10 protein-coding genes and 2 pseudogenes are annotated in these 12,122 nt (G+C 61.4%); 8 read left to right on the forward strand and 4 right to left on the reverse strand.

Translation table 11 applies throughout. The features are described 5' to 3' along the window. The first annotated feature begins 322 nt into the window (after window positions 1–322). The gene (locus P1L40_RS18955; protein WP_284011371.1) at window positions 323–4,804 is read left to right on the forward strand and encodes a PAS domain S-box protein; all 4,482 of its coding nucleotides are present in this window, start codon (window positions 323–325) and stop codon (window positions 4,802–4,804) included. Here P1L40_RS18955 and P1L40_RS18960 read toward each other — a convergent pair whose 3' ends face one another. Continuing rightward, the gene (locus P1L40_RS18960; RefSeq protein ID WP_284011372.1) at window positions 4,805–6,121 is read right to left on the reverse strand and encodes an FAD-dependent monooxygenase family protein; all 1,317 of its coding nucleotides are present in this window, start codon (window positions 6,119–6,121) and stop codon (window positions 4,805–4,807) included. It abuts the gene before it with no gap. Window positions 6,122–6,448: 327 nt separating this feature from the next. Between P1L40_RS18960 and P1L40_RS18965 the strand changes: the two genes are divergently transcribed. Beyond that, entirely contained in the window at window positions 6,449–6,838 is a 390-nt protein-coding gene (locus tag P1L40_RS18965) for an ArsR/SmtB family transcription factor (RefSeq protein WP_284011373.1), read from the forward strand. Window positions 6,839–6,966: 128 nt separating this feature from the next. Here the strand turns inward: P1L40_RS18965 and P1L40_RS18970 are convergent, their stop codons facing one another. Together P1L40_RS18970 and P1L40_RS18975 are read right to left on the reverse strand one after the other, a co-directional pair. Beyond that, a complete protein-coding gene (locus tag P1L40_RS18970; protein WP_284011374.1) occupies window positions 6,967–7,374 on the reverse strand; it encodes an ArsR/SmtB family transcription factor in 408 nt (135 codons plus the stop codon). A 94-nt stretch (window positions 7,375–7,468) separates the two neighbouring features. Beyond that, window positions 7,469–7,750: pseudogene (locus tag P1L40_RS18975) on the reverse strand (NADH-quinone oxidoreductase subunit D-related protein); the annotation flags it as partial. 279 nt (window positions 7,751–8,029) lie between these two features. On the opposite strand from P1L40_RS18975, the gene P1L40_RS18980 reads away from it, so the two are divergent. From P1L40_RS18980 to P1L40_RS18995, 4 genes are all read left to right on the forward strand, one after another. Further along, complete coding sequence (locus P1L40_RS18980) at window positions 8,030–8,980, forward strand: ABC transporter ATP-binding protein (protein WP_284011375.1); 951 nt, start codon at window positions 8,030–8,032, stop codon at window positions 8,978–8,980. Continuing rightward, complete coding sequence (locus P1L40_RS18985) at window positions 8,980–9,780, forward strand: ABC transporter permease (protein WP_284011376.1); 801 nt, start codon at window positions 8,980–8,982, stop codon at window positions 9,778–9,780. The genes P1L40_RS18980 and P1L40_RS18985 overlap by 1 nt, the downstream gene beginning before the upstream one ends. 479 nt (window positions 9,781–10,259) lie before the next feature. Continuing rightward, the gene (locus P1L40_RS18990; protein ID WP_284011377.1) at window positions 10,260–10,541 is read left to right on the forward strand and encodes a DUF8028 family protein; all 282 of its coding nucleotides are present in this window, start codon (window positions 10,260–10,262) and stop codon (window positions 10,539–10,541) included. Window positions 10,542–10,549: 8 nt separating this feature from the next. Further along, on the forward strand, window positions 10,550–10,723 hold the full coding sequence (locus tag P1L40_RS18995; RefSeq protein WP_284011378.1) for a DUF8106 domain-containing protein: 174 nt from the start codon (window positions 10,550–10,552) through the stop codon (window positions 10,721–10,723). A 160-nt stretch (window positions 10,724–10,883) separates the two neighbouring features. Here P1L40_RS18995 and P1L40_RS23425 read toward each other — a convergent pair. Next, window positions 10,884–11,171: pseudogene (locus P1L40_RS23425) on the reverse strand (hypothetical protein); the annotation flags it as partial. 24 nt (window positions 11,172–11,195) lie between these two features. On the opposite strand from P1L40_RS23425, the gene P1L40_RS19000 reads away from it, so the two are divergent. Together P1L40_RS19000 and P1L40_RS19005 are read left to right on the forward strand one after the other, a co-directional pair. Further along, window positions 11,196–11,642 (forward strand): hypothetical protein, encoded by a 447-nt coding sequence (locus tag P1L40_RS19000; RefSeq protein WP_284011379.1) that lies wholly within the window; start codon window positions 11,196–11,198, stop codon window positions 11,640–11,642. Between the two features lie 122 nt (window positions 11,643–11,764). Next, entirely contained in the window at window positions 11,765–12,121 is a 357-nt protein-coding gene (locus P1L40_RS19005; protein ID WP_284011380.1) for a MarR family transcriptional regulator, read from the forward strand. The last annotated feature ends 1 nt before the right edge of the window (window position 12,122 follow it).

A 12,122-nucleotide genomic window follows, 5' to 3' on the forward strand; every position in this document is an offset into this window, starting at 1 on the left:
GCTTGTGGGGGAAGATCCAGACAACGAGCTTCGGTCGGCACTGGTACGGGGGGCTGGGCTCTCACTCGAGACGGGGACTCCATCGGGAGGGTCAGCCTCGGAGACTGATTGCCTGGTCATAAGCAGTGACTTGGGAGAGAACGAGATCGTCGATATCGTGCAGCAATGGAGAACTGACCAGCCGACTACGCCCGTCGTCGTCCTCGGAGAGAGCCACGACGAGAAGTTCATCGGAGACGTATTGTCGGTCGGCGCAACAGAATGGCTTCCGCGCGGACTGGCCGAGACGGCTCCGAGTGTACTGCGAGACCGCCTGTGTACCGTGGTCGAACGTGAACACGCACAGACGAGCGCACGAGAGATCTTCGATAACGTCGGGGGCGTCGCCATTCTCCACGATCCGGACACGGGTGAGATGCTCCACGCCAACGAAACACTCGTTGAACTACTTGGCCAGGACCGGGCGGAGATAGAGTCGAAGGGAATCGGTACGTTCACCGCTGATCTCCCCGGATACGACCACGAGTGGATAACGCAGGTTGTCTCGAGCGTTACGGAGCAGGACGAGGAAATCGAGATCGAGTGGCCAGTTCAAACCGCCGAGGGTGGGGTACGGTGGACAGAAGCGCGCGTGCGGACAGTCCACGTCGGTGGCCGTAAAGTAGTGCTAACCACGTCGGTGGATATCACTGAACGTCGCCGAGAGGAACGGAAGTACCAGCAGGTGTTTGACAACGTCAACGACGTCATTACCGTCCACGACCCCTGGAACGAACGGATCGTTGACGTTAACCAGACGATGACCGAGCTGACGGGATACAGCCGTGCGACGCTGCTGGAGATGGGTATCAGCGGACTCAGCGTGTCCGATGCTGGCTTCGGGACGGGAACACCCTACGAACGCCAGCAACGTATCGCGGCGACCGGAGACGCCGAGACCGTCGAGTGGACGATCGAAACTGCTGCCGGGGAGCAGCGACGGTTAGAGACGAATCTGGCGCCAGCCACCATTGCGGGGGAGGACCGTGTCCTCGCCCTTTCACGGGACGTGACTGAACGCACTGAATACGAGCGGCGACTCGAACAGGAACGGGACCGCCGCTCGATACTGTTCGAGAACAATCCCGACCCAGTCGTCCGGGTTCGGTTCGACGAGGACGACGAACCGATCATCAGAGAGGTCAATCCCGCTTTCGAGGCGGTCTTCGGGTTCGCTGCCGAGGAGGTCGTCGGGTCGACTGTCGCCGAGAAGCTCGTTCCTGAAGACGTACACGACGACTTCGACCGCTTTCGACGGCAAGCAGCAAGCGGTGATCGTGTCGACGCGACCGCACCACGGCAGACAGCGAGTGGAATCCGCGAGTTTCTGTTCAACGTAATTCACTTCGACGCTGGCCAGGCCGAGAGCGGCGTCGCCGATGCGTACGTCTGGTACACCGATGTCACGGAACGAAAACGGCGTGAGCGCATGGTCCGCTCCCTCCACGAGTCGACCGAAGCTGTCCAGACTGCCGAGACGACACAGGCCGTATACGAGGCCACCACGGATGCCATCAGGGACGTTCTCGATCTGACGGCGCCGACCTGCTGGCGTGCGACGGAGGACGGCTCCGAACTGACCCCGGTCGTGCGTAGCGGTTCAGAGCGTGGTCTCACAGCAGGATTGGACCGGTCCGGTGTGATCGAGCCGGGTTCGGTTCCGTACGATGCGTATCAGGACGAAGCGCTACGCGTGATCGAACCTGATACGGGTCCCAGCGAGGAGCAATCCGCAGAGACAGTTCTCATCCCGCTCGACGGTCACGGGCTCGTTGCCGCAGCAACGCCGGGACCCGACCAGATCGACGCAGTCACGCTCGATGCCGCGCGGATTCTCGCCCGACACGCGACGACGGCACTCGATCGAGTTCAGCAGGCTCAGGAACGCCGCGAAAGTGAGCGTCGATTCCGTCTCATCGCCGAACATATCGACGAAATCGTCTATCTCACGACGGCTGATTTCTCCGAGATGCTGTACATCAACCCTGTGTACGAAGAGATCTACGGACGGCCCGTCGAGGAGATCTACGAAGAGCCGACATCGTTCATCAACATCGCCCACCCGGACGACCGCGCGAGATACGAGGCCGATATCCAGCGACTGATCGACGATGTGGCTGCCGGCGAGCCACAGGACACGTACGAAGGCCAGTACCGCATCGACCGGGACGGTGAGACGCGGTGGGTCACCGTCACCCGATTCCCGATCACAAACGAGCGTGGCGATGTCGACCGCGTCGTCGGCCGAGTAGAGGACATTACCGAGCGAAAGCGTCGGGAGCGCGAGTACGAACAGATCTTCAACGGTGTCACCGATTCGATCACGGTCCACGATCCTGAAACGACAGAGCTCGTCGACGTCAACGAGACGTTCTGTGACATGCTGGGCTACGACCGCGAGGAGATACTGGAGATGGGAGTTACTGGATTCAGCCCGGCCGACCAGGGCTATACTATGGACCGCGCGAAGGAGTTCGTCGAGACGGTCCTCGACGCTGACGGGCCCAGACAGACCGAGTGGGCCGTCGAGACCAGCGAGGGGGAGCTCCGCTGGCTAGATGTGAAAGGGACGAGTATCGAACTTAGTGGGGAACAGCGGTACGTTTCACTCAACCGGGACATCACGGGCCGACGCCGGAGCGAACGGCGACTCCGTGCGGTCCTCGATCGGATCGACGAAGCGACCCTCATCACGCGTGCCGAGGCGATCACCTCCGGATCACAGGCCCCTGAGTACGTGAGTTCCGGCTACGAGGATATTTGGGGACAGTCTCTCGAGGAACTCAGCGAGGCGTACGACGAGGGGTTTTTCAGCACGCTCCACCCACAGGACGCAGACGCCTACCGGCAGTTTGTCGAGGACATCGTCACGGATATTCGAGCGGGAACGGCGGCCGAGAGGTACTCCAGAGAGTATCGAATCAAGCGACACGATGGAGCGACCCGTTGGGTCAAGTCGGACTACTATCCGACCGAGTGGGATGATGGTCAGACACGGCTCGTAATCGTCAGCCGGGAGGTCACCGAGCGAAAACAGCGAGAGCGGCGTATCGCATCGTTCGATGATGCAACCGATGACCTCGCCACAGCGGACACACCCGAAGCGGCGACCCGGATAGCCGTCGAGGCGGCTGCCGAGACGCTCAATCTCCCTGCTGTTGGGGCCTTCCTGTACGACGACGATGAGGGGGTCCTCAGACCGGAGGTGCTGGCCGGTCAGTTCCCGTCGGACATGGAGAACGAGCCCATCGGTCCGGGCGAGAGCCCACTCTGGGAGGGGTTCGCGGCAGGCACCAGTGTCACATCCGACGGGGGTGAACAGATACGGGACCCTCACAGCGGACAAGCCGAATCCGGACCCACGACAGGGCTGACGGATCTTTCGGCCTGGCGCGCGCTCTCGCTCGGAAGCCACGGCACCCTCCTCGTCGGAACTCTCGACGGGTCGTTAGGTTCGGAGTCGGTTCAGGCTGCCCACGTCCTCGCCGCGACGCTGGAGGCAGCACTCAATCATCTCGAAGGCCAGCGACGGCTCGCCGCTCGAGAGGAGGAACTGCAGACACAGACAGAGCGGGCCGAGCGGCTGGACCGCATCGCTCGCCTCACACAGCAGGTCGAAGCAGCAATCACCGAAGCGTCGAGCAGTGCCGACGTGGAACGGGCCGTCTGTGAGCGCCTCGCCGATACGGGTCCGTACGATCTGGCGTGGATCGGCGGCGTCGACGCCGGGTCCGATCGTCTCGCCCCCCGCGCTATCGTCGGGACGACGGCTCAATACGTCGAGTCAATGGATCTGACGACGGCAGGAGAGACTGTGGACCCACATCCCGCAGTCGATACCTGGACGAGCGAACACCTGCATGTCGAGAACTCGCTCGTCGGCGACGGGCCAGCAGACGACTGGCGACGGATCGGTCTCTCCGAGGGGTACCAGTCACTCTGTGCGGTCCCGCTGACCTACGACGACATCACCCGTGGCGTGTTGACTGTAGGCTCCGAGTCACCCAACGAGTTCGGCGAGCGCGAACGCGAGGTCCTCTCCCAACTCGGTGCCACCATCGGGAACGCGCTGGCAGCGATCGAGCGCCGCCGAGCCCTCGAGTCCGACGAGACCGTCGAACTGGAGTTCCGCGGTGAGGGCGGGACACTCCCGTTCGCGCAGGCGGCGGCTGAAGCGGACTGTCGCGTCAGGCTCGAACGGACTGCTGCTGGGCAGGAGGGGTCCACGACCCTGTATTTCAGTTTTGAAGGCGATGTCCCGACCGATGTGGTCGATATCGCCGAACAGTTACTCCCGGGTGCAGTCGACGTCGTCACTGATGGGTCGGAATCGACCCTGGTCGAGGCGCAGACGACTGACTGGTTCGGCTCCCCGGTCGCCGAGTACGGGGGTATTCTCCGTGAGGCTGTCGCCGAGCCCGGTGAGACGACTATCCTCGTCGAGGTCCCACAGGAAGCAGGTGTCCGCTCGTTTGTCGAACGGATTCGGGACGTTGCCCCGTCGCTTGCACTCACTGCCCAGCGTCAGCACCAGCGCCGGGACCGGACACCGTCCGAACTGAACGAGCAGGTCCAAACAGCGCTCACCGACCGGCAACTCGAAGTGGTCCGAACAGCACTCTCTGCGGGGTACTTCGAGTGGCCCCGTGAACACGATGGGAGTGAGGTCGCTACCCGGCTGGATATCACACAGCCGACGTTCAACAAACACCTCCGACTCGCAGAGCAACAGACGTTCGAACTGCTATTTGACGAGAGCGACTGACTACCGGGACCGGTCAGCGGGGATGGCTCCTTCCGACTGGATCGCCTGTAGCCGACTATCGAGGAACGAACCCAGGGTCAGCTGTCGGAGTTCAGCCACCCGCTCCAGTACCTTCGGCGCCGATTCCAGAGTAGGGTACGCGTGGTCGTCCCTCTCTTCCCGGACTGTCCGTCGAAGCGCCCCAAGCCGCTGGTGACGCTGGCGCGTGTACGCATCGATCACAGCCGACACTGAACGGTTCTCGCGCGTCAGTTCGGAGAGAAATCTGAGACCCCCCTCGATGCCGAACCAAAGTGAAAACCCGGTCGCTGGCGCCGCTGGATAGGCAGCTGTACCACAAGACACTATTCGATCGGCGCCCCACCTTGTCCGGCCGCTCTCTCCACAGTCGACACATTGTCGAACCTTCGTCGACTCCCACGCATCCTCTGGGGGCATGTCGATCCCGATGCCAGAGACGCCCGCGTCAGTCAGGGTGTGGAAAACTTCAGTATGCGAAGTCGAATCGACCGTTGTCCGGGGGATCGTGAGACGGACGAGTGTTTCTTCGCCGCCAGCGACGGGGAGTCGTTGTGCGACCGAGTTCGAAGCCCAGACCTCCCGAATCTGTGGCGAGTCGACTGTCTGCGTGTCGATCACCGCTTCGTACTGTGCCAGCGTCGCTGGGTCTGGCTTCTCCGTGCATACCAGACGATTCGCCACACCATCCAGAGTGGTATCGACGAGCACGTCGAACCACTCGGTGATACCGTCCTCGAACGCGACTTCCAATCCATCGTCTCGTGGCGAAAGCGTGGCCAGAGCGCGATCCGTGCTTCGCTGTCGCTCCGGAAGCGTTGCTTCGAGGGCGTCTGTGAGCCACTGCGTATCCACGACAACTGCACCCGGATCGCTTCGACCGTTGGGCACCGAGCCGACAGACGACGGTTCCGCAGAGGTGCTAGCCTGTTCGAACGAGACACGCTTGACTGGCAGCCCCTGTTCAGACGCGGCTGTGTCGATTGCGAGCGAGTCCAGTACCTGGCACGCTGGGTGTGAGAGAAACGTCGCCCGCGACCTGATGGATCCGCTAGACTGGCGCACGAGTAGTGGATCATAGCCTCGCCGTCGAAGCAACCGGGTGAGTGTGAGCCCAACAACAGTGTCTCCCACGACGAGTACCTGTCTATCGTGATGGGAGTCGCTGGTGTCGGTTTCGAGTAACCAGTTCTGCTTCGAGAGGCTGTCGGTAGTGTGTGCCTCCCGCTGGGTAGCCGGTTCGGCTCCCCCGTCAGGTGCGGGAGTAGCCGCCGAGTCCGGACACTGGCCGCCGGTCATCTCGCTGGACTCCTTTTTTTACTCGACCGGTGATGGTGACTCACGCTGTCGGAAGTCGATACTCGCAGCGGACTTGTGAGGTGGCGACTCCGGTCGGAGGGGCGACGAATCCGCATACAGTTGTTCTGATCGGTTCGCCCCGCATCTAAGTCCCCACTCCGTGTTTCACTGACCGCAACACCGGACAGTGGCAGTGACAGCTACCCGGCAACACGTGTCAATAGGTCCCAACACAATACTACTAGCCAGCGGATCCGTTACGAGACAACGTCAGTTGACAGCAGATTTGGGATGGTGCCGTGAGACGGTCATATCCAGAGCACGGCAATGTCAGCCACACATACGACAACCACCGAGGATTCGGCGGGGGAAACCGACACGCTTCCATCGGGCGAGATCCTCACACGACTCAACGCAGCATACGCACAGCAAATCCTGGAAACGATCAGTACAGAGGCCAAGCCCGCACGTGACATCGCAGTCGAGTGTGGTGCCTCTCGGGCGACGGTGTATCGACGGTTGAATTCCCTCCAAGAGGCAGGCCTCGTCGAGACGGAGATGCAGTACGATGGCGATGGTCATCATCGGACCGTCTTCAAAACGAACTTTGAATCGCTTGCTCTAGAGATGACAGTCGATGGACTCACGGTAACTTTTGACGGTGCCGGTACAGGCCACTCCTCGATCGGGGCGCGGCCATCGGCTTCTGGTGACTGAGTTAGATCCCAAACGCGGTCGGGATTCCTCCACCTGAGGACGGAAGAAGATATCAATACTGCTCCTTGCAGGCGTTCGAGAGCCTGGGGCGGGCTTGGAGTCCTGCTCTTTCACTACGAGAGCCGGCCTCAGTCGTCGCCGTTTGCCAAGCCGTCTACCTTGGAAGAAGAGGTGTTGTTCTGGACAGTGACGGTCCGTTCGTGACCGCCGGCGACCAGGACCAGCGGGACCTCAGCAGGAGCGAAGACGTCCATCTCGACCCCCTTTTGCGAGTACCACTGATCGACGACTGTTACGAGGCCCGCCCCGAGAAGTTGCTCGACGTGATAGCCGACGTTCTGGATGGAGGTGTCGACACGTTCCGCAAGTTCCGATTGCGTCGCTGGGTTTCGATGCAGTTCTGCCAGCACGGCTCGGCTGATATCTGATCCCAGCGTGGCAAATATTTCGTCGGCATCCTCGTCATCGAGAGTGACGACCCGGGAGTCCGGATCTGGGCGGTCAACGTGTGGTTTCTGTGGGAGCAGGTGACTCATACTCCCGTGTTGGGTACCACCCCACTGAAACGATTCCACTACATCTGTCGATACCGCTGACGGGGGCTGGCTATACTACTAGCCTCTCCCATCGTCACCGATCGACCTCACCCATGATGGTATCGAGACTCCCCAGCGTCGCGACGAGGTCAGCGACGGACTCGCCGGTGGCCATCGCGGAGAGCGCCGACAGGTTCGAGAACGACGGCCTCCGGATCTTGAACCGTGCGGGAGTGTCGGTCCCGTCTGCGCGGATATAGATCCCGAGTTCACCCTTCGTACCCTCGACAGCCCTGTAGCATTCACCCGAGGGCTTCAGTGTCCGTGGGACGTTGGCCTGGAGGGTACGATCATCCTCGGGCCAGTCTTCGAGGAGGTGAGACCCGACACGGACTCGGAGACCGTCATGTTCGCGTGGGGCCTCAACGAAGACGAAGCGACGAACGCGTGAATCACCGCGGACGCGGATCTCCTCGCCGACGGGTCAGACATGCGGTACTGGCAGGAATAAGACACCGCCGAGGAAATTTTCCGGTCGTCGAGTGAGTCACTGGAACGACCAGTGCCGCCGAGGTCGAATGTGAGAGCAGAGTTTCAGACCCGGAGACACTAATTCTCGGTTTAACATGTTCCCTATTGTCGGTAACACTGTACGATGACAGACCCGGCGATCGAATTGAACGGATTGACCAGACGCTTCGGTGACGTGACCGCTGTCGATACTGTCGACCTGACCGTCGAATCGGGCGAGATTTTCGGCTTTTTGGGCCCGAACGGGGCCGGAAAGTCTACGACCATCAACGTGCTTTTGGACTTCGTGAAACCGACGAGTGGATCGGCCTCGATGTTCGGACTGGATGTCGCCGACGACCGCGAGACGCTCCACAACCGGATTGGGGTCGTGCCCGAGAACTACGGACTGTACGACAGACTCAGCGGTCGGCGACATGTGAAACTCGCGGCAGAACTGAAAGACGCTGACGACGACCCTGGCGCCCTACTCGACCGGGTCGGACTCTCCCGGGAAGACGCGAACCGGCCGGCTGGGGAATACTCGACAGGGATGAGCCAGCGACTCGCCCTGGCGATGGCGCTGGTCGGGGCACCTGACCTGCTCATCCTCGACGAACCGACCAGTGGTCTCGACCCCAATGGCGCACGGGAACTCAGAGAGCTCATCCGCGCGGAAAACGAGCGCGGCGCGACCGTGTTTTTTTCGAGTCATATCCTCGAACAGGTCGAAGCCGTCGCCGATCGGGTCGGGATCATGAACAAGGGAGCGCTCGTCGCAGTCGACAGTATCGACCGGCTCAGACAGCAACTCGACACCGGAGCACAGGTGACGCTCTGGGTGGACCGCGAGCCCGAGTGCAATCTGGACAACCTCCCGGAGGTCCGCGACGTCGACGTGGTCGACGGCACTGTTCGGGGAACCTGTCTCGAACCGGCGGCCAAACTCCGGTTCATCGACCGGGTCCGTGAGGTAGCGACGGTCACCGACGTGCGCATCGAGGAGTCCTCGCTCGAGGAGATGTTCGCCAGCTACACTGGTGAAGACACCACGGACAGTCACGCCGAGCCGGGCGTCCCCGAAGGTGTCGCGTGATGAGCGTCCGCGCCATCGCTCGGAAGGACCTGGCCGACGCCGGCCGATCGAAGATGCTGTGGACTGTCACCGCGGTCGTTCTGCTGTCGACGGCCGGGATCACGGGACTCCTCGCAACGACTAGCGACATGACGGCCAGTGAGGTCTTCGGCCTTTCGTTCCAGCTCGCCGTGACGGTGCTTCCCATCGTCGCGCTCATCCTCGCCAAGGGAGCAGTCACCGCCGAGCGGGAGTCGGGCTCGCTCCGGGTACTGTTGAGCTTGCCGCCGTCGCGCCGGGACGTTCTCGTCGGGAAGCTCCTCGGCCGGACGGCCCTGATGCTCGGCGCGACGCTCGTCGGCGGGCTCGCGACGGGTCTGGTTGTCCTCACGACTCTGGGCGGCACTGTCGGCTCGGTAGCAGTATTTATCGGTTTTCTCGGGCTGATGAGCGTGGCGTTCGTCGCTGTCGGCGTCGGTATCTCCGCCGGCAGTACGAGCGACAGTCGTGCTACCGCCGTCGCCGTCGGTGCCTACATGATCCTGGTCGCGCTGTGGAACCTCATCCAGGGCGCTGTCCAGTACGGCGCCGTCGAACTGGGTCTGATGGCCGCTGGCAGCGAGCCGGCGTGGATACAGCTGATCGGACTATTCCCGCCCAACCGTGCCGCGAACGCCGCCTACCGGGCTACCGTTGAGGGCCAGTTCTTCGGTACCGATCCGTTTGCGTCCGTCTGGCTCCCGATTCTCGTCCTGCTAGCCTGGCTCTTCATCCCCGTCACGGCCGGGTACCTCCGTTTCCGCGACGCCCAGATCGGGTGATTCCCGCTCGTCCGCTCTACGACGGCTTCGCCCCGAGAGTCCGTTTCCTGCTCCGCCTTCGAACGACAGCAAGCTCACGACGGTGTGAGGACGGCACCGGCATAGGCGTGTGAGGAGCGCCACGATCCCGCCAGGACCCTGGCCAGGCCAACACGTGTCTCCCCGGCTGCGTTGCCGTATTGCATCGCGTATTTGATCCCTGCTGGGTAACGGTCCTCCAACAGCTTAACCAAAAGCCACGGATACGAATGCTGTTAATTAACATATTCGGCCTGCCGACACCGACGGGTTGACTACCTCACGACGAAACATACCACACTCCCATTCTATCGGTTTTCTCGCGGTTCTAAAATCTCTCGTGCATTTTTAATCGGTTTTAGATCGGTTTCTCCACTCGATAAAAGATCGTAAAACCACCGGGTAAACAGTAAAGCGAGCCGAATCCACACTGATAGTCTGCGCTTTATATGGGGGTGCCAGTGCATGGATCAAGTACGCGACCCAGTCATGTCCACTGCCGATCCCTCCATCCCACGCCCGCCGTCGCATCGAACCTCCAGGCACTCCTGGCGACGATCGTCGAGACGATCGTCTCGGTCTGCCAGGGCATCGCTTTCTGGGCGACGATCCCACTCCCACTGATCATCGCAGGCACGCTCGCGACGAACGTCGTCACGAGCCAGCCGCTCCTGGTTGGTGGCCTGGTCGTCCTGAACATCGTCTGTGCCGCGCTCGGGCACAACCACTCCCCCGACGCATGAGCCTCGCGATGTCTACCACACGAGATCCCGACGAGCAGTTCAGCAAGACCACGCTGTTCTGTCCGACCTGTGAGCACGCCAGCCCCATCGACGGGGACTGGATCATGGACGATGCCGTCCATCGCGAGCGCCTGCTCTGTCCTCGCTGTGGCGAGGTCGTCGTCGATCAGCCGGAGCTATAGACCAGCTATCGCACTTGCTTCGTGGCAGACTCCGACATCCGTCTATACTGGGACGCTCAGGAACTGATAGAAACATCATGCTGAATAGAGAGCTCATGTCGGTCACGTCGTCACCGTTGAAACTGCTGACGGGGAATCGTCAAGGACAGAAGGTCGCTTATCAGATTACGACCCTGGCATCGGTGAGAAACTCCTGCTTAGCTCGTTTAGCCTCTGGTCCCTCCGCAACGAGGCCAGGTGTCGATGGTTCGTTATCGAATCGGCCTGAATCCGGAGAGAGGGATTCCAGTATCTCGTTGAACGTCGACCCTTTTCTCCCGGTGATATGTACAAACCCTCCGTAGTGGCGTTGTTCGAACGGGGTCGTATCCGGGTCCGGGACGGCCTCTAGAATACAATCGCTCTTCTCTCGAAGGTATTCTGCGGCTTCGTGCTGTGAGTACTGACAGTCGGCGTAGAGCTGTTCTCGATCATGCTCGTCGAGATCGGCTTTAACTTGCTTGGTGGACTAGTATCTGACTGCATCGGAGCTAAAATCGTCGAGGTCCTCACCCAGCAGGTGCCCTGGGTCGTCGTCAGCCGGAGCGAGGGGCAGGCCTACCACTTCCCGGATCCACAGGCGACCGCCTACGGTGAGGCAGCGCCAGCCTGTGGCGCGGGGAACGAGGACTCCGAGTTCCGGATCGTCCGGATCACCGCCGTCGTTCCGATGTACGGGGGCTGCAAGGAGTGCCTTCGCGAAGACCGACCGGTCACACTCGAGGCCGTTCGGTGTCCGGACTGTGAGCGGCCGATCTGTACGGGCATCCTGCGCGGCCAGCGAGTCGGCGCCGTCGAGGGCCTCGCGATCACCTGTCCCGCCCAGACGTGTGGGTTCGAAGGCGTCGTCGACGCATACGTTTCGACCGGGTTCGCGTGAGTGCGGACGGTAGCCTCGATTTTGATTGGCGGTATCGGGCCAAGGTGAAAGGCCGCAGGCAGATTCCGACGACACCAACTGTTATGACACTCTCAGACAAATACTGACATAGACAGACATCAATGCCGATCAGAATCGATTCGAGCGGCGGGGAGACGCCGCCGATCAAACCCGGCACGAACGCTCACGAACTGCTCACCGTGTTGCTTGATCATCCCGACATGGGGTTCAGTCCGAAGGAACTGACCGAACTAACCGATGTCCCGCATTCCAGCGTCCACAAGACCCTCTCCCGACTCCAAGAGAAGGGCCTCGTTCGGAAGGTCGATTCTTACTGGGCGGTCGCCGAGGATGTCGCAGCGTCGGAGATAGCAAACGTGGTGAGCCTCCAGCAGATCGAGGCCGAATACGGCGATGACGCCTACGGTGACGATGAGGAGTGGGTCGACGACGCGCCGGATCTGGGAGAGAACGCGTAGG

It is taken from the genome of Haloarcula pelagica (assembly GCF_030127105.1).
Lineage (GTDB): Archaea > Halobacteriota > Halobacteria > Halobacteriales > Haloarculaceae > Haloarcula > Haloarcula pelagica.

What these genes read in the sequence shown, in the direction of transcription:
- P1L40_RS18960 (WP_284011372.1), bottom strand. Translation starts at nt 6,121, where the DNA reads ATGACCGGCGGCCAGTGTCCGGACTCGGCGGCTACTCCCGCACCTGAC.
- P1L40_RS18965 (WP_284011373.1), top strand. Translation starts at nt 6,449, where the DNA reads ATGTCAGCCACACATACGACAACCACCGAGGATTCGGCGGGGGAAACC.
- P1L40_RS18970 (WP_284011374.1), bottom strand. Translation starts at nt 7,374, where the DNA reads ATGAGTCACCTGCTCCCACAGAAACCACACGTTGACCGCCCAGATCCG.
- P1L40_RS18980 (WP_284011375.1), top strand. Translation starts at nt 8,030, where the DNA reads ATGACAGACCCGGCGATCGAATTGAACGGATTGACCAGACGCTTCGGT.
- P1L40_RS18985 (WP_284011376.1), top strand. Translation starts at nt 8,980, where the DNA reads ATGAGCGTCCGCGCCATCGCTCGGAAGGACCTGGCCGACGCCGGCCGA.
- P1L40_RS18995 (WP_284011378.1), top strand. Translation starts at nt 10,550, where the DNA reads ATGTCTACCACACGAGATCCCGACGAGCAGTTCAGCAAGACCACGCTG.
- P1L40_RS19000 (WP_284011379.1), top strand. Translation starts at nt 11,196, where the DNA reads ATGCTCGTCGAGATCGGCTTTAACTTGCTTGGTGGACTAGTATCTGAC.
- P1L40_RS19005 (WP_284011380.1), top strand. Translation starts at nt 11,765, where the DNA reads ATGCCGATCAGAATCGATTCGAGCGGCGGGGAGACGCCGCCGATCAAA.